Raw genomic sequence first — 23,553 nt, 5'->3', positions numbered from 1 at the left:
CTCTAGACGCGGCTTGCTATTCCAGCCAGTTCCAGGGCCGGCAGTTGCGCCGGATGGGGAAGGCTGGCGGGCAGTTCCGGTTCGACCTCGGTCACGCGTCCGCGCATCCCGTGATTGGCAGCCCAGATCGCCGCCTGGGTCCGGTTCTTGACGCGCAGCTTGCGCAGCACCGCCTTGACATGGACCTTCACCGTGGCTTCGCTGATGTCCATCCGCTTGGAAATGACCTTGTTCGGGCACCCCATGATGAGCCAGCGCAGGATTTCCAGTTCCCGGTCGGACAGGCAGGCGGCATCCACTGGCCGTTCCACCTCCAGCGCATCGGTCAGGCTGGGCCGCGATTGCAGCTCGTCCGCCAACTGGGGCGGCAGCACCCGTTCCCCCATCGCCACCAGCCGCAGCGTCGCCACCAGCCGGTCGCAGGAAATTTCCTTGATGATATAACCCAGCGCGCCCAGCTTGAACGCCTTGAGCATGATCTGGAAATCGAATCTGTCGGATAACAGAACGAGATAGGAACAGGGGAAACGCTTCTGCAGAACCGATAATGTTTCGACGTCCATCGTTTCGGTTCCGTCATCGATCAACAGCAATGAAGGACCGGTATCTTCTTCCGGCACTTCAACCTGTTGAAGGGCGGTCGTTATGTTGGGGAATTGCGTGACGCGGAAATCCCGCTCCATCAATATTCGGCTCAACCCCTCTCGAACGATGGCATTACCGCACAACAGACGCACATTGACTGGGTAAGACATTGGGTGGTCCCCTCATGATCTCCTCTACCCCGTAAGCAGGCCCCAAACGGTAAGTAGAAGACCAGTAATAAAATGCCTGTAGTGCGACCCTTTCTTTTTGTTTCAACCACTTATCAGTACCATATTTCTGCCGTCGGAGTCCCCGATTGTACATGAGAAATTTGGGGGTAGCGAAATATCCCATTAACGCATTGTTAATCTGCATATTTTTTTTGGCGATATATTAACAATGCTGCATATGCGGCAAATAATCTTACTACTTTGGTAGTATCGCGAACGGTGTAAACCGGGTGGTGAACCCCCAAATCCATTTTGGATGATTCGCCGGCATCTTTAATCCAGATTATATAATTTGGCGTATAACTACAAAGGCTTCGGCGGCACGGCGATGGACGGTTGCGCCTCTTAGCGTGGCAAGCGCGCGAATGGCCTCGATCGACCGCTCGTCCGGCGCCGGCTTCACCTGGGTCTCAAAAGTCTGGAAGGCGGCAATCTTCCGCTCGATGGTGTCGCCGATGTCGACGAACATATTGGGGATGAATGCCGGCGTGATGCCGGGCGCCAGCCAGTTGGTTTCCGACAGCGTCTCATAGGCGAGCACGCAGCCGGGCACCGCGGCGCTGCGCGGGCGGGCATGGACCAGGGCGGCGTTGAAAACGGCCTGATGGTCCAGATGGATATCGCCGATAAAGGGAATCAGCAGAAGATCGGGTTCGATCCGTGAAAGCGCCGATGAAATCGCATGATTAAGGTCGCTTGACTTGACCTGATCGAGCCCGGCGGCGGGGAAATCCAGAAAATGCGTCTCCGCGACCCCGATCATTTCATGCGCATGCAAGGTTTCCTTCCTGATGACTTGCACCAGTTCTTCGTCGAACAGGGGCGGCTGTCCACGCGTGACGACGACGACATGCACTTGCGCACCGGCCGCCGCGGCGCGCGCCATGGTGCCGCCGCAGCCCAATATCTCGTCATCGGCATGGGGCGCCACCACGGCGACGCGGCGTGCGTTGAAAGGCGATGTCATGGGCTATTCCCCCAATGCGATGTGAAGCCGGGGCGGCTTGTCGGCGCCGCTCCACTGGCTGACGGTCAGCGCGCTGTCGTGGCCGCACATCACGGTGAAGCTCTCCGCCGTGCGCAGGATGACCTGACCAGGCCGAGCGGCGTGCCGTCTGCCTATGTCCGACAGCGCCGCAGCCCAGATCTGAAGGTCCGCGCCGTTCATCCGCGTGAACGCGCCGGGATAGGGATGACCCGCCGCGCGGATCAGCCGCAGGACATCCTCGGCAGGCTGGCGCCAGTCGATCCGGCCGTCGGCGGGCGTCCGCCGCGCCGCCCAGGTCGCGCAGCTTTCATCCTGCATCCTGCGCGGCTCGTCCCCCGCCGCCAGCCGCTCCAGCGACCGGTCGAGCATGACCGCCAGCGCCTCCATATGCTTGGCATAGAGCGAGGCCGCCGTTTCCAGCGGCGCGACATGGAAATATTGCTGGTCCAGTATTGCGCCCGTGTCCGTGCCCGCGTCGATCCAGAACAGCGTTCCGGCGGTGATCGGCTCTTGTTGCAATATCGTCCAGGGAATGGCCGCCCGGCCGCGCAGCCGGGGCAGGGCGGCGGGATGATAGCCGACCACCCGATCCGGAAAGAGATCGCGGAAGGCGGCCCCGCAAATTTGCGACCAGCCCATGACGAACGCCATGTCGGCACCGGCGCCGCGCAGGGCGGCCAGCGCTTCTTCCCGGTTGATATTGTCGACATGGATGACCGGGCAGCCCCGGTCCCGCGCCGCCGGTGCCAGATCGACGAAATCCGAATGCCGCCCGGCCAGTGCCGGGTCGAGCGTGACGACGGCGGCGACTTCCCAGCCCGGATGCCGGATGATCGCATCGAACGCGATGCGGGTGGTTTCAACCGCCCCGATGAGGAGGGCGCGCTTCATCGACATGCCAGTTGATCCTCTTTTCGCCGCCGATCACGACCAGCAGCGTGCGGGCGACGATCCACGCATCCAGCCGCATGCTCCGGTTGCGCACATACCAAAGGTCGAAGCGCAGCTTTTCCTCGACGGTCAGCAGCGTGTTGCCGCTGACCTGCGCCAGCCCGGTGAGGCCAGGCCGCACCGCGCCGCGCAATCGCCCTTCCTCCCGCATCATGCCGATGGTTTCGGGCAATAATGGGCGCGGCCCGACGAAAGCCATGTCGCCTCGCACGATGTTGAGCAGTTCGGGCAATTCATCCAGCCGCGACCGGCGCAGGAACCGGCCCATCGCCGTCACCCGCTGCGAATCGGGCAACGGCAGGCCCTGCGCATCGACGGCGTGGCGCATGGTGCGGAACTTCATCATTTCGAAAACCCGCCCGTCGCGTCCGCTGCGCCGCTGACGGAACAGCACCGGCCGCCCCAGATCGGACAGCACCAGCGCCGCCAGCAGGAGCAACAAAGGCGCCAGCAGCCCGAACAGCGCCAGCGCCAGCAGCCCCGCAGGTCTCAACCAGCCCCTCATGCGCTTTCCGGCATCAGCAAAGCGGGCTGCGTCGCTGCCGGCGGCACGGCCGAAGGCGTGGCCGCCTGCAACTGCATGACATCCAGCAGCATCGCATTCACCTTGTCGACATCATAGATGTCGACGGCCGTTTGCCGCGCGGCCCTGGCCATGGTCGCGACCCGCGCCGGGTCCGCGATCAGCATCTCCATGGCGGCCGCCAGTGCCGGGCCGTCGCGCGGCGGCACCAGCAGGCCGTTCACGCCTTCCTCTATCGGCTCCCGGCAACCGGGCATGTTGGTGGTGATGACGGGACGCCCCGTCGCCAGCGCCTCCAAGATCGTACGCGGCAATCCCTCGCGATAGAAGGACGGCAGCACGAAGACATGGGCCGACGCGATGAAGGGACGCACGTCGCGCGTTTCGGGCAGGAATTCGATCAGCCCGGCCTCGCGCCACAATTGCAGGTCGGCGGTGGTGTAGCCCGTTGGATTTTCCGTTTCCGGCCGGGTCAGCAGCAGGAAGCGCACATCGGGCCGCCTCGCCCTTATGATCCGCGCCGCCTCGACATATTCGCCCACCCCCTTGTCGCGCATCAGGCGGCCCATCATCAGGAAGGTGAAAGGCCCCTCCGGCAGGGCTTGTCCGGCGAAATGGCGCACGTCAATGCCGGAACCCGGCACCTGCATCACCCGCTGGCCGGGCGAAACGATGCCGCTGTCCCTCATCACCCGACGATCGTCGCTGTTGAAGACGAAGATGCAGCCCGCCCGCTTCACGCCGACCCGGTACAGCCGCGAGACCACGGACCGCAGCCAGCGGCGGTCCTCCGCCTCCTCGCTGAAGACATAGCCAAGCCCGCTCATGATCGCGAAATAGCGCGCGCCGACCAGCCGTGCGGCCATGCCGCCATAAATGATCGGCTTTTGCGTGTAGGCGACCACGACATCGGGCCGCTCCGCCCGCATCAGCCGGATATAATGGAAGAGCGTGCGGACATCGTGCAGCGGATTGGTGCCGGCTCGCGCCATGGGCGTCCGGCGGAAGCGCACGCCCATGTCCGCGAGCCGCGCCAGCACCTCCGGCTCCTCATCGGGGGCGCAGGCGACGACCTCATGACCTTCGCTCACCATCCGCGCGATCAGCGCGCCCCGGAAATTGATGAGTGACCAGGACAGGCTGGACAGGATCACGACTTTCATGGCCCATATGCCTCCCTTGGCCGCCTGCACCGAGGGGTATCACAGGCCGCGCCACGGCTTGGCGGCGCATCGGTAGATTACCCCTTTGAGGCAAGGATGCTCCCCCTCCGCGCCGCAATGCCGTCGCCATGGGGCGAGCTTGGGCCACGCATATAGCCCATATGATAAAGGATCCGCTCCGTCGGGCTGCCGGTGGGATAAAGGATAGTGTCCGCTCGACCGATTACGAAAAACAGCCTGTTTCGATAGTTTTCCGATCACCGGCGGTTGGCTTCCCCCCGCTTTCCGCCGGACCAGGGATTGGAGATATCGGGATGCCGAACCTCGCGCCAGCCGGTCAGGACGGAACGCAGATCGCCGCGGATGCGCCGCGCGTGCCCCTGCTGTTGCGGCTGGAGGCCATGGGACGCGCCTTCGCGATGCGGCGCCCGACGCGCTTCTGGGTCATTCGGCTCGCCACCGTGCTGATGCTGGACGCCCTCATCATGCTGGGCAGCTTCGCGCTGTCGCGGCTGATCCTGTCCGACCTCGCCATGCCGCATACCCTGTACGACCCCTGGTTCATGGCGATGTTCGTCGGGGTCAACCTGGCGGCGCTGTTCGCCATCGGCACCTATCGTCAGAGCTGGCGCTTCGTGTCGATCGGCGATGCGCTGTCGCTGGCGATCAGCCTGTTGGCCAGCGGCTGGCTGCTCTGGATGATCACGGCGGGCCTGATCGCGCCGCAGAAGATGATGCGCGGGGTGATGACGATCTTCCTGACCGTCGATGTGCCGTTGACCGTCGCGCTGCTGCTGGCGGCGCGGGCGATCCGGCGGGAATTGTTCAGGCATCTCCGCTCCGCCCGCCTGCGCCGGACCGCGCAGGCGCGGCGGCGCATCCTGTTGCTGGGCGAACTGGACTGGGCGCGGGTGATGGCGGATCTGGTCCCCACCGATGCGTCGGGACTGGAGATTGTCGGCGTCATCTCCTTCGACGGGCATGAGCGGCGGCTGAATCTGGGTGGCCTGCCGATATTGGGGTCGCCTGAAATGCTGCCGCAGATCGTGGCCGATCTCGACCGGGCGGGCAAACGTCCGGTCAGTCTGGTCGTGCAGGAAAGCAGCGAGCGACTCGACCGGCAGCAGATATTGCGCATCGCGAGCCTGGCCGAGCAGGAAAATCTGGTCGTTTCGCGTTTCCGCAATCCCTGGACCAGCGCTCAGCCATTGAACGGCGAGCGCATGGCCATTGAGAAGATGCCGCTCGCGGAACTTCTGGGGCGGCCGGAAATCACCGTGCAGCACAGCTATCTGGAGCGGGTCGTCACCGGCGCGCGGATCATGGTGACGGGGGCGGGGGGCACGATCGGCGGCGAACTGGTGCGCCAGCTTGCCCATTATGCCCCGGTGGAGATCGTGCTGCTCGACCACAGCGAATATAATCTCTACGCCATCGAGATGGAGGCGCGGGAGAAATTCCCCCATGTCCGCTTCCATGCCGAACTCTGCTCGATCCGCCAGCGCCCCGCGCTATGGCAGGTGTTCGAACGGCGACGGCCGGAAATCGTGTTCCACGCCGCCGCATTGAAGCATGTGCCGATGGTGGAGGCCAATCCCTGCGCCGGGGTGCACACCAATGTGCTGGGCACGCGCAATGTCGCGGACGCGGTCTGCGAATTCGAAGCCCGCGCCATGATTCAGGTGTCGACCGACAAGGCGGTGAACCCCGTCGGCCTGATGGGCGCGACCAAGCGGCTGGGGGAGCTTTACTGTCAGGCGCTCGACCTGATCGGCAGTTGCGATCCCGACAGCCCCCGCTTCCTGACGGTGCGATTCGGCAATGTGCTGGGGTCGAGCGGCTCCTTGATCCCGCTGTTCCAGCATCAGCTCGCCACCGGCAAGCCGCTGACCGTCACCCATCCCGACATCGAACGCTTCTTCATGACGGTGCAGGAGGCGGTGCTGCTGATCCTCCAGAGCAGCGCCCGCGCGCTGGAAACGGATTCGGAGCGCGGCACCATCTTCGTCCTCGACATGGGCGAGCCGGTGAAGATCGTGGAGATCGCCCGCCGTGTCATCCGCATGGCGGGGCTGCGCCCGGACATTGACGTGCCGATCAAGTTCATCGGCCTGCGCCCCGGCGAAAAGCTGTTCGAGGAACTGTTCGACACGTCGGAGGACAAGATCGAAAGCGCCATTCCCGGCATTTTCGAAGCCATGCCCTCGCCCATTCCGCTGGAGATGCTGGTGGAAGGCTTCGGCCAGCTTGCCCGGCTGATCGCAGCGGGCGATGCGGATGAGCTGGTGCGGCTGACCCATGAGATGGTCGCGGCCTCGGCCAGTTCGCGCTGGGCGGAAATCCTGCGGCGGCTCGCGGCGGAAAGCGCCGACACGCTGTTCATGATGCCGCGTCCGGCGGTGGAAGGCCCGGCGGTTCTGCCGGCTTCGCCGCCGCACCTGCCGCGCGATGTTGCCTGATTTCCAGGCCCGTTCTTTGGGGAAAACATGATGCAAGCCGCACCTGCCCAAGCCACCATCCCATTCCGTCTCAGCCCCCTCGACAATCCGCAGTTGCGCTGGCCGCAGCATGAGGGGGACGAGATCGCAGCGGTCACGCGCATTCTGGAAACAGGCCGGGTCAATTCGATGATCCATGGCGAACAGACCCGAATGTTCGAGACGGAGTTCGCGGCCTTTTGCGGCGTTCCCCATGCCATTGCCGTCAGCAACGGCACGGTCGCGCTGGAACTGGCGCTCAGGGCCCTGGGAATCGGGCAGGGGGATGAGGTGATCCTGCCCTCGCGCAGTTTCTTCGCCAGCGCGGCCTGCATCGTCGCGGTGGGCGCCACGCCCGTCTTCGCCGACATTGATCCGGTCAGCAACACGATCGACCCGCAGTCCGCACGCCGGATGCTCAGCGGACGCAGCCGCGCCATTTTGTGCGTGCATCTGGCGGGCTGGCCCTGCGACATGACGGCCCTGCGTGCCCTGGCCGACGAAAAAGGCCTTTGGCTGGTCGAGGATTGCGCGCAGGCGCATGGCGCGACCCTCCACGGCTGCCCGGTCGGCAGCGTCGGCGACGCCGCCGCCTTTTCCTTCTGCACCGACAAGATCATGTCGACCGGCGGGGAGGGGGGCATGGTCCTGCTGCGCGACGAAGCCCAGTGGAAACGGGCCTGGGCCTATAAGGACCATGGCAAGAATCCGGACAAATTCTTCACTCCCGCCACCGCGAGCGGCTTTCGCTATCTGCACGACAGTTTCGGCAGCAATGGGCGGATGACCGAGATGCAGGCCGCCATCGGCCGGGCGCAACTCGCCAAGCTGCCCGGGTGGCTTGCCCGCCGTCGCCGCAACGCGGCGGTGTTGATGGACCTGTTGAGCAAGGATCCGGCCGTCGAGGTGCCGCCAATCCCGGAGGGCGTCGGCCATGCCTTCTACCGGCTTTACGTCACCATCGCGGCGGAGCGCCTGGACGAAGCGGGGACAGCGCCGGTCATCGACCGGATGGCGCGCATGGGGATGCCGGTCGGCAGCGGATCCTGTGCCGACATGACGCGGGAAGCCGCCTTTGCCGGACTGGATGTGCGCCGTGACGGCACGCTGCCGGTCGCGCAGGACCTGGGCCGGCGCAGCATCGCCTTTCCGGTCGACCATCTGCTCGACGACAGCGACATGCAGCGTCTCGCCAACTGTCTGGAAATCGCCATGGCCGAGATGGAATCCTGACGAAAGGGGAGCGAAAACGATGCACGACCGCCTGCCGCATTTCGTCATCATCGGCGCCGTGAAAGGTGCGACCACCTGGATCCACAATCAGCTTCAGGACAATCCGGCGGTTTTCCTGCCCGCGCCCGAGCCGCATTTCTTCAGCCAGGAATATGAACGCGGCCTCGACCATTATCGCCGCTTCTTCGACGGCGCGCGTCCGGACCAGATGCTGGGGGAAAAGTCCGCCGATTATCTCGCCCACCCCGATGCCGCCGCCCGCCTCGCCGCCGCGATGCCGAAGGCGCGGCTGGTGGTGCAATTGCGCAATCCGGTCGACCGCGCCTATTCCGACTACAAGATGCTGTTCCGCCGGGGCACTGTGACCGAGGGACCCGAACAGTATCTGGACGGCCGTCCCAGCGACCAGCCGCGCTTTCTGGAGGACGGCCTTTACGCCCGGCATCTGCGCCGCTGGCTCGGCCATTTCGATGCGGAGCAGATCAAGGTCATCCTGTTCGAGGATGTGAAGGCCGCGCCCGAAGCCACCGTCGCCATCGTCAGCGACCATATCGGCGTGCCCTGCCATTATTCGACGCAGGTGGGGTCCGACCCGCGCAACGACAGCAGCGAACGCTTCCTGCCGCTGCCGGTCCGCACCGCGCTTGCGCCGCTCAAGGAAGCAGTCCGTCCCTTGCGCGGTCATCCGATGTTCGAGCGGGTGCGCGGCGTGTTCGCGCGCCAGATCGCTTATCCGGCGCTCCCATCTGCGCTGCGCCAGCGCATGGTCGACTATTATGCCAGCGACATCGCCGATCTGGAGGAACTGATCGGCCGGGACCTCAGCCATTGGAAGCAGGACCGGCGGCTGGCGGCCTGACCTCTCCTTTGAATCATCCCCAAAGCGATGCCCGCCTCGCCCCTTTTTGCCTGCTCCGACCCGTTATTGCCCGCCCCTGAATCAGTCGAAGGGCTTAAACTTCCACGCATCCAACCGAGAGGGGACGCAGATGCGCAACCGGCTTTATCATGGTCTTTTCCTTGGCCTTTTCGCCCTGACGACAGCCTGTTCCAGCGGCACATCGGGCCTTGCCAGCCTGCCGCCCGCGCCGACCGTCGCCTATCGTCTCGGCGCGGGGGACGAGGTTCGCGTGACGATACCCGGCCTCAGCGCCGCCGATCCCGGCAATGGCAGCTATGTCATCAACGACCGGGGCCAGATTTCCCTGCCGGTGCTGGGCGATGTCGATGCCGGCGGCAAGACGGTCCCCGAATTGCAGGTCAGCATCGCCCAGCAACTGACCCAGCGCCAGTTGCTCAATGCCCCGACGGTCAGCGTCCAGCCGGTCAGGCTGCGCCCCTTCTATGTGCTGGGCGAGGTGAAGAGCCCCGGCGAATATCAATATCGCGCCGGCATGTCGGTGCTGGCGGCGGTCTCCGTCGCGGGCGGCTATACCTTCCGGGCCGAACAGGGCAGCGTCGCCATTACCCGCATGGTCGACGGGCGGCAGGTGATCGGCCGCGCGAGCGAGCGTGACATGATCCAGCCGGGCGACACCGTCCGCATCTATGAAAAGTGGTTCTGATGCGCGGCATGGCGTCGGGCGGCGCGGCTGCCGCATTGGTGCTGACCCTTGGCGGCGTGCCGCTGTCGGCTGCGCGGGCGCAGGATCTGCAATCGCCGACATCCGCGCTGGACGCGCCCGAAGCGCTGTTCGTGCCGACGCCCTTGACGGTCGGCGGCGCGACGGTGGAGATTGGCGGGGTGGCGCGCATCGAATATGACAGCAATATCTATGCGCAGGCTTTTGGCGAGAAGGATGACTTCCGCGCAGTGCTGCGCCCCTATGTCGAGCTGAACCGCAAGGGCGGCGTGATCGACCTGACCGCCCGCGCGGAAGGCGATTTTCGCCGCTATTTCAAACATGACAGCGAAAATGCAAATGGCGGCAAGGTCGCGGCGGGCCTCAACTGGGCCCCTTCCGTTTCCGACAGGCTGACGGCGGACGCCAGTTGGCAGCACGTCATTGAGGATCGCGGCGAACCCGAAGGCAATACCCAGCCCTCCATCGGCCCGCGCGAACTCAACGCGCTGGAAGGCGAACTGGGCTATACCCATCAAGGCGCGCGTATCGGCTTCATGCTGCGGGGCACCGCCTCGCGCTTCCGCTATACCAAGGCGATCGACGATAATCGCGATCTCGACAATCTGGGCGCGCTGGCGCGGGTCATGCTGCGCGTGTCGCCACTGATGAACGCCTTTGTCGAGGGCTTCGTGTCGCAGCGGGACTTCCGCCAGGCGCCGCAACTGGGCGAACTGGATCGGGATTCGCACACCTATGGCGGGCGTGCCGGCGTCGCCATCGATCCGGGCGGCACGATCCGGGGGGAGGCGGCCGTCGGCGTCTATCGCTTCGATCCCAAGGACAGCCGGATCGACGCGCGCACCCGCCTGTCGGCGCAGGTCGGCCTGGTCTATTCGCCGCGGCCGCGCACCGCCGTGACGCTGGACGGCTTCATCGGCAATGTCGCCACCTACCGCACCGGCGTGCAGTCGCGCGAGGATATGCGCTTCCGCCTGGGCGTCTCCCAGGAAGTCCGCCACAATCTGCGCGGCGAAGTGGGGCTGGTCTATCGCCGCAGCAAATATTTCGGCACCGGCCTTACCGAAAAAATCTATGGCGTGACCGGCGAACTGGAATATGCCCTCAACCGCCGCATCGCCCTGGCGGCCACGGCCCGCTGGTCGAAGCGCAACAGCACCGATCCGCTGGATGAATATGAACGGACCCGCGTCGGGCTGGAACTGCGGTTCCATTATTGATGAATGCGGTCATCCCGAGCTGAAACGGCAACACCCAAAGAGGCAGGCCATACCCCCTTCGCGCAATGGACTTGGGCTGCCCCGGCGGAGACACTGAACGCCGTAACAGCGTGATTATACAGGACTCCGCCGCCATGCTGGTAAGGGCATCCAGGCCACCCAATGTCGTGTTCGTCCTTCCGGGGCTTGGCGCGGGCGGGTCGGAACATATTGTCAGCCTGCTCTGCAACCATTTCGCGGCGCAGGGCTGGGCGATCACCCTGATTGCGTTCGAGGAGCCGTCCACCGAACCCTATTATCCCCATCATCCCGATGTGCGGATCGTCCGGCTGGGGATGAAGTCGCGCCGTCGCCTGGCGGCGTCTGGCGCGCTGGCCATGCTACACCGGCAAAGGTTGCTCAAAAGGGCCTTTAAGCAGGTCCGGCCCGAACTGGTGGTAAGCTTCCTCACCCGCACCAATATCCTGTCGGTGCTGGCTGCCCGGTCGCTCCACATTCCAGTGATCGTGTCGGAACGCAATAATCCCGCCTTGCAGGGCGTGGGACCGGTCTGGGGCAGGCTGCGGCGAATGACCTATCCGCGCGCCGTCGGCCTTGTCACCATGACGCAAGGGGCGATGGACTGGTTCACGGCCGCCATGGATGTGAACGGCTGGGTGATTCCCAATCCCGTGCCGCCCGCCGTCACGGAGGCCGCGCGCAGGCCCGAAGGCCGCACCATCGGCGCGGTCGGGCGGCTGGTGCCGCAAAAGGGCTTCGACCTGCTGCTGGCCGCCTTTGCCCGCGCCGCGCCGCGCATCCCCGACTGGAGGCTGGTGATCTGGGGCGAAGGGCCGGAGCGCGCGGCGCTGGAGCGGCAACGCGACCGGCTGGGCCTGACCGATCGCGTCAGCCTGCAGGGCGTCACCAGGACGCCCGGCGAATGGATCGCCAAGGCCGATCTGTTCGTCCTTTCCTCCCGCTTCGAAGGCTGGGGCATCGTCGTGGGCGAGGCCATGGGCGCTGGCCTTCCGGTCATTTCCTTCGACTGCCAATGGGGACCCGCCGAAATGATCGAGCATGGGACGAGCGGCCTGCTGGTGCCCAATGGCGATTGCGCTGCGCTGGGTGACGCCATCGTCTCGCTCTGCACCGACGAGCCGCGCCGCGCTGCGCTGGGCGTTGCCGCCCGGCAGCGCATGGCCCTGTTCGGCCACGATCAGGTGCTGGCGCATTGGCAGTCGGTCATCACCTCTGTTCTGGACCATCATCGCGTGAGGGCAGGATCATGAACATGATGTCGCTGAAGGGCTTCGCGCGGGCGATGCGGCGCCGCTTGCGGGACGAACCGCATCTGCGGCTGGCCGCCGCGCGGGCCGACGCCTTTCTGGTCTCCTATCCCAAAAGCGGCCGGACCTGGCTGCGCTACCTGCTCTCCTGTTATTTGGCGGAAAGCGCCCAGCTGGGGTTCGAGCCGGACCTGACCAGCACCTTCCGCGTCCTGCCCAATTTCGACCGCGATCCGGTGCGCGGCATCGATGCCTTTGTCGGGCGCAGCAGTGACGCTGCGCTCCCGCTGATATTGGTGAGCCACCTGCCTTATCGCGAGCGGTTGTTCCTCGACCGCCCGGTGCTGTTCCTCGTCCGCGATCCGCGCGATGTGATTGTATCGGCCTATTTTCACGCGACCCGTCATAAGAAGACGTTCGCCGGCGACATCGCCGCTTTCCTGAATGAACCCAAATATGGGCTGGCCGCGCTCACCGGCTATCTGAATGGCTGGGCGGACGGGCTGGCGGGGCGGCCGCATCACCTTATCAGCTACGAACATATGCTGGCGCAGCCGGCGCCGACTGTGGCGGGCATTCTCTCCTTCCTCGGCGTGGAGCCGGAAGGCGATCTCGTCGCCCGCGCCGTCGCCGCCGCGCAGTTCGATCGGATGCGCGACAAGGAGCGCGATGGCGGCATTCCCGGCCATGATTACGACCGCAATGACGACCAGAGCCTGCGGATGCGCAGCGGCAAGGCGGGGACCTTCGGCGAGTTGCTGAACGCCGATCAGGCGGACCTCGTGCTGGAACGCTGCCGCGCCGAATTGTCGCCGCGTGCGCTCAGGCTGCTCGCCGCCACGGGCGTCGATCTGGTCCGCTGACATGCGCATCTGTTCGATCATCACCAGCTTCACCTCGGGGGGCGCGGAGATGCTGGTCTGCAATCTGGCGGAAGCCTTCGCCGGGGCCGGTCATGAGGCGGCGGTCTTCGCGCTCAGCGATGCGGCGCAGGTCGGCAATGCCGCCGAGACCGAAGCCATGATGATGGCGCGCGTCCGGCAGAGCGGGGCGCGGGCATTGTCCCTGGGGCAGGCCCATCGCAACAACTGGATCGGCGGCGCGCTGGCGCTGCGACGGGCATTGCGGTCCATCCGGCCGGATGTGATCCACGCCCATACCGCCCGCGCCCTGCCGCTGATCGCGCTCGCCATGCCGGGCGTGCCGGTGGTGCTGACCCATCATAACAGCCGCCTGTCCTTTCCCGCTGCGGCCTTCCACGCCTTCAACCCCATCGTTCACGCCTATGTCGCGATCAGCGAACAGTGCGAATCGCTGTTGAGCGGCCATGCACGCAAGCCGATCCACCGGATCATGAATGCCGCCAACGCCCGTTTCCAGGCGCCGGAGCCGCGCCGCAAAGCCGCGCAGCACCCCCTGATCCTTGCCGTGGGCACCATCTCCGAACAGAAGGATTATCGCACGCTCCTTCAGGCGGCACGTCCCATCACCGAGGCGCTGGCCGCGCACGGCCGCACGGTTCGCATCTGCATTGCGGGCGGCGGACCGATGCTCGACCGGCTGAAGACGGAGGCTGCCGGCGAACCCGTCGAACTGCTCGGCGCGCGGGGCGATGTGGACGCGCTGATGCGGCAGGCGGACCTGTTCGTGAACTGCTCGCTCTGGGAGGGGTTTCCCATCGCGCTCATCGAAGCCGCGATGAGCGGCCTGCCCATCGTCGCGACCCAGGTGGCGGGCAATCGGGAGATGGTCGTGCCGGGCTTCAACGGCGAGTTGGTTCCACCGTCCGATCCCGCCGCGCTGGCGCGGGCCATCGTCGCCATGCTGGCCGATGACGACCGCTATGCCATCCTGTCGGCGGGTGCGCTGCAAACTGCCCGGCATTTTTCCATCGACAATTGCGCCGCTGCCCATCTCGCCCTCTATGACGAATTGCGCGCGAAGGGCCGGCGTGTCGGCCGGATCAGCGCGGCGATTAGGGATATACCCGCCTGACACAGCCTGCCCCGCCGGCTTCCATGCTAATTCTGCGGTCCGACCCGCTCTGGAAAATGGACGCCATGCGCATCGCGGCCCTGACGGATATTCATGCGGCAAGCCACCCGCTGCAACTTGCCCTGACCGCCGCGCGGCGCGAAGGCTTCGACGCTATGCTGATCCTGGGCGATCTGCTGACCTATGGGGTGCAGCCGCTGGAAACGCTGGAGCTGGTGCAGGGCGCCGCCACCCGCGACGGCGCGATCCTGATCAGCGGCAATCACGACCTGCTCTACCAATCCTCGCCCATGGCGGCGGCTTATCGCGCCGGCCTGCCCGACTGGCTGCGCGAAAGCGTCGACTGGACCGCCGCCCATATCCCGGCGGGCAGCATGAGCGCCTTTGACTGGCAGGAAAGCTGGTCTTCAGGGCCGCTGTTCGTCGCTCATGCCAATCCCTTCGCCTTTGGCGACTGGCGCTATATCCGCTCGGCAGAGGAGGCGGAGGAGGCCGCTGAGGCCGTTGCGGCGAAGGGTTTCCTCTACGGCCTGTTCGGTCATGTCCACCGGCATCGCCGCTATGACTGCGCCGCCGCCACCATCTTCACCCTCGGTTCGCTCGGCCAGCCCCGAGACGATGCGGACCGGATGCCGAAATGGGCGATGATCGAAATCAGAGGAGATCTTGTGACCGTCGAAACCCGAGACATTGACTTCGACCCGGAGGATCAGATGCACGCCATCCGCGCCACCACCTTGTCCGCCGCCACGCAGGAGCGGCTCTGCCGGTTTTTCACATGAAGATTCTCGTTACGGGAGCGGGGGCGGTGCTGGGGCAGGGCATCATCAAGTCGCTGCGGCAATCGACGCTGGACTGCGCGCTGATCGCGGCGGACCCCAATCCGCTGTCCTCGGGCCTGTATTGGGCGGACGCGGCCTATCGCCTGCCCTTCGCCAACGACCCGGCCTTTGGCGACCGCATCCATGAACTGCTCGACCGCGAGCGGCCCGATGTCGTGCTGGTCGGCACCGATGTCGAACTTTCCTATTTCGCCGCCGAGCGTCACCGGATCGAAGCGCTGTTCCGTACCCATATACTGGTCAGCGATCCGCGCGTTGTCGCCATTGCCGACGACAAGCTGGAAACCGCCCGCTTCTTCGAGAGCGTCGGCCTGCCTCACCCCGCCTCCGCGTGCGCGGAGGATCAGGAAGCGGTGGATGCGCTGGTCGGCAGCATCGGTTTCCCACTGATCGTGAAGCCCCGCATCGGTGCGCGCTCGGTCGGCGTTTCGCTGGTCAACGACCGGGTCGAACTGGCGCAGGCGCTGGAGGGACGGAGCGGGCTGGTGGTGCAGGAATGCGTCGGCGATCCCGATTGCGAATATACCGCCAGCACGCTCGTCTTCGACGGCGACGTGCAGGCGTCCATCGTGATGCGCCGCGACCTGCGCGACGGGAACACCTATCGCGCCTATACCGGCGACTATCCGGACCTGAACGAACAGGTCCGCACGCTCGGCCAGGCGCTGCAACCCTATGGCCCGGCCAATTTCCAGTTCCGGCTGGACGACCAGGGGGTTCCCCGCGTGTTCGAGATCAATGCCCGCTTTTCCGGCACCACGCCGCTGCGCGCCATGGCGGGCTTCAACGAGGTCGAGATGTGCGTGCGCAAGCTGCTCTACGGCACGCCCATCGCACAACCGCCGGTCCGGTCCGGTGTCATCCTGCGCCATCTGGACGAGATGTTCGTGCCGCACGACCGGATCGACGCGGTGCGGTGAGGCCGCTGCTGGCCCTGACCGGCGGCTCGGGCTTCGTCGGCCGCCATTTCGCGGCGGCTGCCCGGCAGCGGGGGTATCGCATCCGCCATCTTTCCCGGCAATGCCCCGGGGAGCAGGGCGATGAATGGCGCCACCTGGATCTGGCGGCGGCCGACACCGGAACGCCTGATCTCAAGGGCTGCACCGTGCTCATCCATCTCGCGGCGCATATCCCGGCCAACCATCAGGACCCGGCGGAAGCGGTGCGGTGCTGGCAGGTCAACGCGCTTGGCACATTGCATCTGGTGGAGGCGGCGATCCGTGACGGGGTTGGCCGGATCATGCAGGCGAGCAGCGCCAATGCCTATGCGCCGACCGTTGATCCGCCCGACGAGGCCGCGCCGCTCTTCCCGCGCAGCAGGGGCTATTATCTGGGGTCGAAGATCGCGCAGGAAATCTACGCGACGGAGCGTTGCCGCGCGGCGGGGGTGATGCTCCAGACCCTGCGGCTCGGTTCGGTCTATGGGGAGGGGCAGCAGAGCGGCGCGCTCGGTGCCATGATGCGGGCGGCATCCGGGGGCACCATATCCGTGCATGGCAAAGGGGGGTTCGGATCGGACCTCGTATCGATCGCGGATGTGGTGCAGGCGATGCTGCTCCTGCTGGGCAGCGAGGAAAGCGGCCCTTTCAATATCGGCAGCGGAATGCGTACGACCATAGCGGAACTGGCGGACTTGCTGGCCCGCCAAACCGGCGCTGCGGTCGTCCACGAATCGGCAACCGAAGAGGATTGGGGCTTTCCCCCGCTGAATATCGATCGCCTGCGGGGTTTGGGCTATTGCCCCGCGCCCCTGGTCGATGGCCTTCGCGGCATGTTGGCGGGGCTGGAGTTCAGCCCGGCGCCTTATACCAACCCGCTGAGATGCTGACGCATCACGGATTGCCTCCCGCTATTAGCTGCCGTTCGGCCCGCCGCCGGTGTTGCTGCCGCCGCCACCGCCGCCCATGCCGCCGGCACCGACCGCGCCGATATTGCCGAAGATTTCGTCGAACAGGCTGCGATGGCGGCCCAGCGTCGGCGTCTTGTCGCCCGAGGGTGAGATTTTCGCGACCTGCTCCATCCCCATGCGATCCACGGCGGCGACATTGCCCGCTGCGTCGAAGCGCACATGCAGCACCGTCTGCGCCACCGGCTTGGGATTGGAGAAAGCCAGCGCGCGCATGTCGCGCGACACATAATACCAGTCCTGATCTCCGAACTGCGCGGCGAAGCTCGGGCGGCCCAGCGTCCCTTCCACCGAGGCGCGGTTGTCGATGCCCGGTTGGATCGAATCGACCAGCAGCTTGTCGACCTGATAGCCCTGATGGGTGCGGACGCGGGTGCAGCCCGACGCGCCGAGGACCAATGCGCAAAGACCTGCCGCAAGCAAGATCCGCCCGCTGCGGGATTGGCGGCTGAACTGGCGCATGAACTTCTCCTGCGGGGGGCGACCCCGGACCTTGCCGAAAAACAAAGCCGCCATTGCATCGGGCGGCTGGGCGATCAATATGGAAATGCGGGGGCCTCGGCAAGGGGCCGCCTTTCGGTTCAGCCAGGAAACAGTCTCGTCATGCCCAGCATCTTCCAGCGCCTGTTCGCGCAAAGCGACCCAAAGGACGCGATGCGCACCCTCTACAACGCCATCGTCGCGGAGGGGCGCCAGCCTCATTGGTATGTGGAAGGGCAGGTTCCCGACAGCATCGACGGCCGTTTCGACATGATCGTCGCGATCTTAGCGCAGGCGTTGATGCGGCTGGAAGGGCTGGGTGCGGCGCAGGAAAGCGTGTGGCTGACCGAATTGTTCGTCGACGATATGGATGGCCAATTGCGGCAGGAGGGGATTGGCGATGTCGTCGTCGGCAAGCATATCGGCCGGATGGTGAGCGCGCTGGGCGGCCGCCTGGCGGCCTATCGCGCGGCGCTGGCGGGCGAAGAGGATCTGGCCGGGGCATTGACGCGCAATCTCTATCGCGGCCAGACGCCGCCCGCCGACGCGCTGGCGCATGTCGAATCGCATCTGCGCGCGCGCTGGGTGCGGTTGGGCGGCCTCAGCCGCGACGCGCTGATGGCGGGAGACCTTGGATGAACAGCAACCCTGAATTTTCGCGGCCCGTGCGGATCGACCAGCTTGCCCGTCATGCGCAGCCGGTGACGATCACCGCCGATTCTGCCGAGCGTGAAGCGCTGGCGAAGCGTTTCCATTTGCTCGCCTTCGACCGGCTGGAGGCGGATTACACGCTGAATGAGGAAAATGGCGCGATCTTCGCCCGTGGCCGGGTCCGCGCCGCGCTGGCGCAGCCCTGCGTCGCGACCGGCGTCGCGGTGCCGGAGACGGTCGATACCGATTTCCTCCTCCGCTTCGTCGAGGAGGGCGCGGACGCGCCCGAAGGCGACGAACTGGAACTGGATGCCGAGGATTGCGACACCATCGGCTTTGATGGGCTGGTCATCGACATGGGCGAGGCGGTGGCGGAGACGATCGCGCTGGCCATGACGCCCTATCCCCGCTCGCCCGAGGCGGACAGCGTCCTGCGTGAAGCGGGGGTGCTGTCCGAGGAACAGGCCAGCCCCTTTGCCGCGCTGCTGTCGCTCAAGGACAAGAAATGAGCCTGCACGCTTAGTCGTCCCGGCCTTTCCCTTCCGTTCGGCCCTGTGGCATAAGCCGGGGCCATGGAAGCCCCCCCGCGCAAGATCATCCATATCGACATGGATGCCTTTTATGCGTCGGTCGAGCAGCGCGACGATCCCTCGCTGCGGGGCAAGGCGCTGGCCGTGGGCGGCGGCGGGCCGCGCGGCGTGGTCGCCACAGCCAGCTATGAAGCGCGCAAATTCGGCGTCCGCTCCGCCATGCCGGGCGCAAGGGCGCGGCGGCTTTGCCCCGACCTGCTGTTCGTCCGGCCGCGTTTCGAGGTCTATCGCGCGGTGTCGGCGCAGGTGCGGGAGATTTTCGCGCGCTTCACCGACATCATCCAGCCGCTGTCGCTGGACGAAGCCTATCTCGATGTCACGGTGAACAAGCCGGGCCTGGCGTCCGCCACCCGCATTGCCGAGGAAATCCGCCGCCTGATCCGCGAGGAAACCGGCCTCACCGCCTCGGCGGGCGTGTCCTACAACAAGCTGATCGCCAAACTTGCCTCCGACCAGAACAAGCCCGACGGCATCTGCGTCGTGCGCCCGGAGGAGGGGGCGGCCTTCATCGCGAAGATGCCGGTGCGCCGCATCCACGGCGTCGGGCCGGTGACCGCGAAGCGGATGCAGGCGCTGGGCATCGAAACGGGCGCGGATCTGCGCGCGCGTGAACTGCCCTTCCTTCAGCAGCATTTCGGCAGCGCGGCTTTATATTATTATCGCGCTTCCCGTGGTGAGGACGACCGCCCGGTCCACGAACGGCAGGAACGCAAATCGGTGAGCGTCGAGGATACTTTCTTCGACGACCTCCTGACCGAAGACGCGCTGGTGACGGAGATCGACCGGATCGCAATCAACCTCTGGGGGCGGATCGAAAAGAGCGGCGCCTATGGCCGCACCATTGTCCTCAAGATCAAATTCGCGGATTTCCGCATCATCACCCGGTCGAAAAGCTTTGCTGCGCCGGTCCGGTCGGCCGATCTGCTGATGGAGACGGGGCGCGCTTTATTGCGGGCGCAACTGCCGCTGCGCATGGGCGCGCGGCTGCTGGGGCTGGGCGTGCACAATCTGGACCATGAGGAGCCGGAGGGGGAGGCTGGCGAACAGCTCAGCCTTTCCCTCTGACGATGCTCAGAAGGGGAGCCAGTTCCGCTTTTCAGTGAACTTCATATAGCCCGCATTGACCCCCAGCCGATAGCCGACGCCCAGCCGGATCGGGATCAGCACCACGCTGCCCCAGCGCAGATAGCTGGCGGTGAAGCCGCCCACCAGATAGGCGGTGCCTTCCGCCGCCGGGAAGCGGTGGTAGAGGTCCTGCGTGTCATAAAGATTATAGACCAGCACGAAGGTATTGGCCGCATTGCCGCCGACGTCGAAGCCGATTGACGGGCCGGTCCAGTATACTTCGCGCTTGCCCTCGATCTTGTGATTCAGCGTGCCCGAGCCGTAGCGCAGCCCGACGACGAACGCGCCCGACGCTTCGCGCCCGGCGATATAGGCATTGGGACGGCCCTGATCCTTCAGGATCTTCTCGATGATTCCGGCCAGGCCCTCCGCGCCCTTGCCGAACACGCCTTCGGCTGCACCGATCAGGTCGTCCTGCTGGTAGGAATCGCCGGGCGCCATCGCGGCGGGCGGTGAGTTCGCCGTAACCGGCGCGCCCGTGGCCGTGGCCCCCGTGCCGGCAGGTGCTGCCGTCGAAGCCGTGCTATTATCCGCCGGATAGCTGGTGCCCGGTTGGACGCTGTTGTCGACGCCCGGCTCGGTCGGCGCGCTGCCCTGCTGCGGTGGGGGTGCCAGGTCGGAATCGATGGCTGCATTGGGATCGACCGTGCGCACCTGTGCCTGTGCCGCGACCGGCGCCAGCGTCATTCCGGCCAGCACAGCCGCCAGCGCACCGGCCCGCGCCACGCGGCTGGATACCCGCCCCACTATCCCGATCATGCCCGATACTCCCGAAAAGGCCCGCTACTCAAACGATCCTTTAGATTATCGGGCAACAAGCTGAAACGACAATGAACGAACGGCGACCCGAGTCGATTCCGGGCCAGTCCGAATCCTTTTTCGCAAAAGTCGCAAATTTTCGTGATGAAGGACCGTTGCCATGAACGAAAGCCACCGCTATAGGCCGTCACCTAGCCACTGTTCACCTTTCCGGTGGGCAAATTCGTGCGGAGACGTGGGTGAGTGGCTGAAACCAGCGGTTTGCTAAACCGTCGTAGCCTTAAGGGGCTACCGAGGGTTCGAATCCCTCCGTCTCCGCCACCTTTTCCCTGATTTGCTTGATAATTTCGGGGATTGGGATGGCGTTCCCATAAAGGCTCCCCAATATTTTTTTCGCTAGTCATGTATCCGTTGTGTGGCAGTTGCACCCGTTCACCATCGCGGCCTGAGCATATCCTGCCTTGACGATTTGCTTCGCGCAGATCGAGGGCATACATTACGGCCCTGGCAATTTTGCGATAATCGTAGAACCGCACTGGAAATTCCGCTAAGCGGCGGCCACATGGAACGTAGTGGGAACGCTACGTGTATGGCAGTAAGGAGGTATCGATGGCAGATGCTCGTCTCGTCGCTAATCGACTTCTCGAATTAGCCGAAAGCGAAAATCGTTCCCTTACGCCAATGCAGCTTTTGAAGCTGGTTTACATTGCCCATGGCTGGACATTGGGTCTGCTAGGGAAGCCCTTGATTAACCAGCGTGTTGAAGCTTGGCAGTACGGTCCCGTCATTCGGGATGTGTACAATGGAGTCCGCAATTTCGGTAGAGGTGCCGTTCAGGGACCATTAGTGACCTTTCCCGGTCATCTCGCTTCGGATGAGCAAGCGATGATCGATCAGGTCTACAATTTGTACAAGCATCTGGATGGCATTGCCCTTTCGAATATTACGCATATGGCCAATACGCCGTGGGCTCAGACCTATAAGGCGGGCCAGTTTGGTATAGAAATTCCGAATGAGCTGATCGCAGCACATTACAAGAAGCTGGCGCAGGAGCGCACTAACGCTTGAGCGAGGGATCGGGGGGCAACGCGGCACCAATAATTCCGGGCCTTCCTCGTACAGAGGAAATGGCCGCTCAAGCCACTGCAAATGGCCCGACTGTTTCGTTGGCTTGGAAAGAGGCCGCATCTCTCGCTCGCAATCGTTCACCTGAAGAATTGGCGTCAGAGGCCGCAGAAGCTGAACACGGACGCAATCAAACTTTTCGTGACCACTTTGAGAGGGTTGCCCTCCTCGCGATGTATGCTGCGGCGCTTGCCATTCTCGGAGTGAGTATGGTCTGGATTTGGCATATGGTCGCCCCGCCGTGCTGGCGCTGGTTGGCGCAAGAAGACATTTCTCACCTCCAAAGCATCGCTACTACCGGTTTGCTGGTCGGGATTTTTACCAATCATTTTAAGAAGCGCTTGGGAGCCTGAAGGCCGCTTATCGGCAAGATCGGGGATTATTCGGCTCAAACAACGGGCCTTATCCTAATGCGCGATCAAGTACCTGGGGTTCTCAAATGGGCACGAACTCTGCCGCGCGTGACGGAAGCGCCCTATATGCAGCGAGCCGTCATTGACCCTATGAATGGGCAGTTACAGAAACGAATTGATCGACGCTGAGACTGCATCATACACACTCGACGGACTGAATCTTCGCGAACAGGCGTACGGCCATCTTCGGGATGGTTCGGTCAAATCTGGAAATTCCGGCAAATTAGTCAGGGCCGAGAATAAATCCCGGCCCTGCCTTCTCACTTGTGTAGATGGCGCACCATCTTATCCATCGTCGCGCTTGGGCGGACGCGGATTCGTGGGCCGGAAACGGAAGGCTTGCCCCTTGGGCTTGCACAACCGAGTCCCGTTACGCAGCGTGATACACTGCCGGATCACCCACTCGCCATCGTCTGGAGCCATAAGGCACCTCCTACGATAAACGTGTTGACGGTGGCATCGGAAGGTGCGATTCTTCAGTTCTCACACGGAAGCCGCGTTCCGACGCCGGTTTTGGGGAAGGTCGGCCGATAGGTCGGCCTTTCTTCGTTTTCATCGGCGCTTCGCCGGTCTCGCCTTACGACATTAGCTCATAGTTTCTCCGATTCCCTTGGAGTCCTTCATTCTATACCAAACCGCCACCCTATCGGCAACTCGCAAACGTTAATATTCAACTCACAGTTGAAAATGGGTTGATTTTCGGCTATGAGTTCAGAAGGGGAACGGCCATGGATACACTACTCAAACAGATGATTGAAGAGCGCGATGCGGCAGCCCGTCAGCGCGATATATTTGACGCCAAAGTACGCACTCTCAACACGCTTATCCATGATTATCAAAATAGCTTGGGACGTGCGAGTCAAAGCGACCTCTTTGGCCGGGTGATGTCCAGGGCGGAACGCAGTGAGCATGTCGCCAACATGATGAGAGCTGCCGAAGAACTGATTTTGGCAGCCAAACGTCCCCTCACTCGCTCTGAATTGCAAGACGCCTTAGAGGCACGGGGCTATCAGATTGACGGGACTGACAAAGCAAAGGTTCTTGGCACCAACCTTTGGCGATCAGGGCGTTTTCGCAGCATAAAGGGAGCGGGGTATTGGCCGAAACAGTCGCCGCTTCCAGCAGAATACAGAGAGTATGAAGAGCGCGGCTCAATCATTCAGTAACCCTCACCTGACCCCCACAGGATGACCCATGGCTGATCTACCAGAGGAAGCGAAACTCTTTATCGTGCAGGCGCTCGCACGATTTTCGTCACCAGCGGAGGTGGTGGTGATGATCCGCGAGGATTTTGGCATTGAGACGACCATCCAACAGGTCCGCACCTACAACCCAGAGCATCCCAAATTCGAAGCGGGCGGTAAATGGCGGCCAATTTTTGAGGCTGTGCGGAAGGCATATTTGGAGGACGTGTCATCCATTGAGGTGGTGCCGGAAATTCGGACA

The 23,553-nt window shown here is 64.1% G+C and carries 25 protein-coding genes and 1 tRNA gene; 19 read left to right on the top strand and 7 right to left on the bottom strand.

Annotation, left to right across the window (positions count from 1 at the left end; translation table 11 throughout):
• Positions 1–2: 2 nt before the first annotated feature.
• From F7P65_RS12105 to F7P65_RS12085, 5 genes are all read right to left on the bottom strand, one after another.
• Positions 3–755 carry a LuxR C-terminal-related transcriptional regulator gene (locus tag F7P65_RS12105; RefSeq protein WP_150292002.1) on the bottom strand — a complete coding sequence of 251 codons (753 nt, stop codon included), beginning with the start codon at positions 753–755 and terminating at the stop codon, positions 3–5.
• A 343-nt stretch (positions 756–1,098) separates the two neighbouring features.
• The gene (locus F7P65_RS12100) at positions 1,099–1,782 is read right to left on the bottom strand and encodes a PIG-L deacetylase family protein (RefSeq protein ID WP_150292001.1); all 684 of its coding nucleotides are present in this window, start codon (positions 1,780–1,782) and stop codon (positions 1,099–1,101) included.
• Between the two features lie 3 nt (positions 1,783–1,785).
• A complete protein-coding gene (locus F7P65_RS12095; RefSeq protein ID WP_150292000.1) occupies positions 1,786–2,700 on the bottom strand; it encodes a formyltransferase family protein in 915 nt (304 codons plus the stop codon).
• Positions 2,663–3,259, bottom strand: a complete 597-nt coding sequence (locus F7P65_RS12090) for a sugar transferase (RefSeq protein WP_150291999.1) — start codon at positions 3,257–3,259, stop codon at positions 2,663–2,665. The genes F7P65_RS12095 and F7P65_RS12090 overlap by 38 nt, the downstream gene beginning before the upstream one ends.
• Positions 3,256–4,440 (bottom strand): glycosyltransferase family 4 protein, encoded by a 1,185-nt coding sequence (locus F7P65_RS12085; RefSeq protein WP_150291998.1) that lies wholly within the window; start codon positions 4,438–4,440, stop codon positions 3,256–3,258. Before F7P65_RS12085 ends, F7P65_RS12090 begins: the two co-directional genes overlap by 4 nt.
• A gap of 314 nt (positions 4,441–4,754) precedes the next feature.
• On the opposite strand from F7P65_RS12085, the gene F7P65_RS12080 reads away from it, so the two are divergent.
• The 11 genes from F7P65_RS12080 (at position 4,755) to F7P65_RS12030 (ending at position 16,886) form a co-directional block, all read left to right on the top strand.
• Positions 4,755–6,899 (top strand): polysaccharide biosynthesis protein, encoded by a 2,145-nt coding sequence (locus tag F7P65_RS12080; RefSeq protein ID WP_150291997.1) that lies wholly within the window; start codon positions 4,755–4,757, stop codon positions 6,897–6,899.
• Positions 6,900–6,926: 27 nt separating this feature from the next.
• Positions 6,927–8,150 carry a DegT/DnrJ/EryC1/StrS family aminotransferase gene (locus F7P65_RS12075; protein WP_150291996.1) on the top strand — a complete coding sequence of 408 codons (1,224 nt, stop codon included), beginning with the start codon at positions 6,927–6,929 and terminating at the stop codon, positions 8,148–8,150.
• Between the two features lie 19 nt (positions 8,151–8,169).
• Entirely contained in the window at positions 8,170–9,009 is an 840-nt protein-coding gene (locus F7P65_RS12070) for a sulfotransferase family protein (RefSeq protein ID WP_150291995.1), read from the top strand.
• A 130-nt stretch (positions 9,010–9,139) separates the two neighbouring features.
• Entirely contained in the window at positions 9,140–9,715 is a 576-nt protein-coding gene (locus tag F7P65_RS12065; protein WP_150291994.1) for a polysaccharide biosynthesis/export family protein, read from the top strand.
• Complete coding sequence (locus F7P65_RS12060) at positions 9,715–10,953, top strand: outer membrane beta-barrel protein (RefSeq protein ID WP_150292182.1); 1,239 nt, start codon at positions 9,715–9,717, stop codon at positions 10,951–10,953. Before F7P65_RS12065 ends, F7P65_RS12060 begins: the two co-directional genes overlap by 1 nt.
• A 134-nt stretch (positions 10,954–11,087) precedes the next feature.
• Complete coding sequence (locus F7P65_RS12055) at positions 11,088–12,224, top strand: glycosyltransferase family 4 protein (protein WP_150292180.1); 1,137 nt, start codon at positions 11,088–11,090, stop codon at positions 12,222–12,224.
• The gene (locus F7P65_RS12050) at positions 12,221–13,084 is read left to right on the top strand and encodes a sulfotransferase domain-containing protein (protein ID WP_150291993.1); all 864 of its coding nucleotides are present in this window, start codon (positions 12,221–12,223) and stop codon (positions 13,082–13,084) included. Before F7P65_RS12055 ends, F7P65_RS12050 begins: the two co-directional genes overlap by 4 nt.
• 1 nt (position 13,085) lies before the next feature.
• On the top strand, positions 13,086–14,216 hold the full coding sequence (locus tag F7P65_RS12045; RefSeq protein ID WP_150291992.1) for a glycosyltransferase family 4 protein: 1,131 nt from the start codon (positions 13,086–13,088) through the stop codon (positions 14,214–14,216).
• Positions 14,217–14,281: 65 nt separating this feature from the next.
• Positions 14,282–14,998 (top strand): metallophosphoesterase family protein, encoded by a 717-nt coding sequence (locus F7P65_RS12040; RefSeq protein ID WP_150292178.1) that lies wholly within the window; start codon positions 14,282–14,284, stop codon positions 14,996–14,998.
• Positions 14,995–15,978, top strand: coding sequence for an ATP-grasp domain-containing protein (locus F7P65_RS12035; protein ID WP_150291991.1), 984 nt, complete (start codon positions 14,995–14,997; stop codon positions 15,976–15,978). Before F7P65_RS12040 ends, F7P65_RS12035 begins: the two co-directional genes overlap by 4 nt.
• On the top strand, positions 15,975–16,886 hold the full coding sequence (locus tag F7P65_RS12030; protein ID WP_150291990.1) for an NAD-dependent epimerase/dehydratase family protein: 912 nt from the start codon (positions 15,975–15,977) through the stop codon (positions 16,884–16,886). Before F7P65_RS12035 ends, F7P65_RS12030 begins: the two co-directional genes overlap by 4 nt.
• Before the next feature lie 24 nt (positions 16,887–16,910).
• Here the strand turns inward: F7P65_RS12030 and F7P65_RS12025 are convergent, their stop codons facing one another.
• Positions 16,911–17,480, bottom strand: coding sequence for an outer membrane protein assembly factor BamE (locus F7P65_RS12025; protein WP_150291989.1), 570 nt, complete (start codon positions 17,478–17,480; stop codon positions 16,911–16,913).
• Positions 17,481–17,567: 87 nt separating this feature from the next.
• On the opposite strand from F7P65_RS12025, the gene F7P65_RS12020 reads away from it, so the two are divergent.
• The 3 genes from F7P65_RS12020 to dinB all read left to right on the top strand — a co-directional run bounded on the left by F7P65_RS12020 (position 17,568) and on the right by dinB (position 19,750).
• Positions 17,568–18,083 carry a ubiquinol-cytochrome C chaperone family protein gene (locus F7P65_RS12020; protein ID WP_150291988.1) on the top strand — a complete coding sequence of 172 codons (516 nt, stop codon included), beginning with the start codon at positions 17,568–17,570 and terminating at the stop codon, positions 18,081–18,083.
• Positions 18,080–18,604, top strand: a complete 525-nt coding sequence (locus tag F7P65_RS12015) for a YceD family protein (RefSeq protein WP_150291987.1) — start codon at positions 18,080–18,082, stop codon at positions 18,602–18,604. Before F7P65_RS12020 ends, F7P65_RS12015 begins: the two co-directional genes overlap by 4 nt.
• Positions 18,605–18,667: 63 nt before the next feature.
• On the top strand, positions 18,668–19,750 hold the full coding sequence (dinB, locus tag F7P65_RS12010; RefSeq protein WP_150291986.1) for a DNA polymerase IV: 1,083 nt from the start codon (positions 18,668–18,670) through the stop codon (positions 19,748–19,750).
• 6 nt (positions 19,751–19,756) lie between these two features.
• Here the strand turns inward: dinB and F7P65_RS12005 are convergent, their stop codons facing one another.
• Complete coding sequence (locus tag F7P65_RS12005) at positions 19,757–20,569, bottom strand: DUF1134 domain-containing protein (RefSeq protein WP_150291985.1); 813 nt, start codon at positions 20,567–20,569, stop codon at positions 19,757–19,759.
• 229 nt (positions 20,570–20,798) lie between these two features.
• Here F7P65_RS12005 and F7P65_RS12000 point away from each other — a divergent pair.
• The 5 genes from F7P65_RS12000 to F7P65_RS11980 form a co-directional block, all read left to right on the top strand.
• Positions 20,799–20,890, top strand: a tRNA-Ser gene (locus F7P65_RS12000).
• A 288-nt stretch (positions 20,891–21,178) separates the two neighbouring features.
• The gene (locus tag F7P65_RS11995) at positions 21,179–21,637 is read left to right on the top strand and encodes a Panacea domain-containing protein (protein WP_150291984.1); all 459 of its coding nucleotides are present in this window, start codon (positions 21,179–21,181) and stop codon (positions 21,635–21,637) included.
• A complete protein-coding gene (locus tag F7P65_RS11990; protein WP_205452049.1) occupies positions 21,634–22,047 on the top strand; it encodes a hypothetical protein in 414 nt (137 codons plus the stop codon). Before F7P65_RS11995 ends, F7P65_RS11990 begins: the two co-directional genes overlap by 4 nt.
• A 788-nt stretch (positions 22,048–22,835) precedes the next feature.
• Complete coding sequence (locus F7P65_RS11985; protein WP_150291982.1) at positions 22,836–23,273, top strand: DNA glycosylase AlkZ-like family protein; 438 nt, start codon at positions 22,836–22,838, stop codon at positions 23,271–23,273.
• 28 nt (positions 23,274–23,301) lie between these two features.
• Positions 23,302–23,553, top strand: a 252-nt coding sequence (locus F7P65_RS11980; RefSeq protein WP_150291981.1) for a DUF2280 domain-containing protein, incomplete at its 3' end; no start/stop codon positions are given.

The sequence above is a fragment of the Sphingobium estronivorans genome (assembly GCF_008692605.1).
In the GTDB taxonomy this organism is placed as follows: domain Bacteria; phylum Pseudomonadota; class Alphaproteobacteria; order Sphingomonadales; family Sphingomonadaceae; genus Sphingobium; species Sphingobium estronivorans.
This window is presented reverse-complemented; position numbering and strand designations above follow the sequence as displayed.

Bases quoted from the DNA above. Each gene is read 5' to 3' on its own strand.
- F7P65_RS12045 (WP_150291992.1), top strand. From the start codon at position 13,086: ATGCGCATCTGTTCGATCATCACCAGCTTCACCTCGGGGGGCGCGGAG.
- F7P65_RS12005 (WP_150291985.1), bottom strand. From the start codon at position 20,569: ATGATCGGGATAGTGGGGCGGGTATCCAGCCGCGTGGCGCGGGCCGGT.
- F7P65_RS12070 (WP_150291995.1), top strand. From the start codon at position 8,170: ATGCACGACCGCCTGCCGCATTTCGTCATCATCGGCGCCGTGAAAGGT.
- F7P65_RS12100 (WP_150292001.1), bottom strand. From the start codon at position 1,782: ATGACATCGCCTTTCAACGCACGCCGCGTCGCCGTGGTGGCGCCCCAT.
- F7P65_RS12055 (WP_150292180.1), top strand. From the start codon at position 11,088: ATGCTGGTAAGGGCATCCAGGCCACCCAATGTCGTGTTCGTCCTTCCG.
- F7P65_RS11985 (WP_150291982.1), top strand. From the start codon at position 22,836: ATGGATACACTACTCAAACAGATGATTGAAGAGCGCGATGCGGCAGCC.
- F7P65_RS12015 (WP_150291987.1), top strand. From the start codon at position 18,080: ATGAACAGCAACCCTGAATTTTCGCGGCCCGTGCGGATCGACCAGCTT.
- F7P65_RS12090 (WP_150291999.1), bottom strand. From the start codon at position 3,259: ATGAGGGGCTGGTTGAGACCTGCGGGGCTGCTGGCGCTGGCGCTGTTC.
- F7P65_RS12040 (WP_150292178.1), top strand. From the start codon at position 14,282: ATGCGCATCGCGGCCCTGACGGATATTCATGCGGCAAGCCACCCGCTG.
- dinB (WP_150291986.1), top strand. From the start codon at position 18,668: ATGGAAGCCCCCCCGCGCAAGATCATCCATATCGACATGGATGCCTTT.
- F7P65_RS12105 (WP_150292002.1), bottom strand. From the start codon at position 755: ATGTCTTACCCAGTCAATGTGCGTCTGTTGTGCGGTAATGCCATCGTT.
- F7P65_RS12035 (WP_150291991.1), top strand. From the start codon at position 14,995: ATGAAGATTCTCGTTACGGGAGCGGGGGCGGTGCTGGGGCAGGGCATC.
- F7P65_RS12085 (WP_150291998.1), bottom strand. From the start codon at position 4,440: ATGAAAGTCGTGATCCTGTCCAGCCTGTCCTGGTCACTCATCAATTTC.
- F7P65_RS12065 (WP_150291994.1), top strand. From the start codon at position 9,140: ATGCGCAACCGGCTTTATCATGGTCTTTTCCTTGGCCTTTTCGCCCTG.
- F7P65_RS12095 (WP_150292000.1), bottom strand. From the start codon at position 2,700: ATGTCGATGAAGCGCGCCCTCCTCATCGGGGCGGTTGAAACCACCCGC.
- F7P65_RS12080 (WP_150291997.1), top strand. From the start codon at position 4,755: ATGCCGAACCTCGCGCCAGCCGGTCAGGACGGAACGCAGATCGCCGCG.
- F7P65_RS12025 (WP_150291989.1), bottom strand. From the start codon at position 17,480: ATGGCGGCTTTGTTTTTCGGCAAGGTCCGGGGTCGCCCCCCGCAGGAG.
- F7P65_RS11995 (WP_150291984.1), top strand. From the start codon at position 21,179: ATGGCAGATGCTCGTCTCGTCGCTAATCGACTTCTCGAATTAGCCGAA.
- F7P65_RS12020 (WP_150291988.1), top strand. From the start codon at position 17,568: ATGCCCAGCATCTTCCAGCGCCTGTTCGCGCAAAGCGACCCAAAGGAC.
- F7P65_RS12060 (WP_150292182.1), top strand. From the start codon at position 9,715: ATGCGCGGCATGGCGTCGGGCGGCGCGGCTGCCGCATTGGTGCTGACC.
- F7P65_RS12050 (WP_150291993.1), top strand. From the start codon at position 12,221: ATGAACATGATGTCGCTGAAGGGCTTCGCGCGGGCGATGCGGCGCCGC.
- F7P65_RS12075 (WP_150291996.1), top strand. From the start codon at position 6,927: ATGATGCAAGCCGCACCTGCCCAAGCCACCATCCCATTCCGTCTCAGC.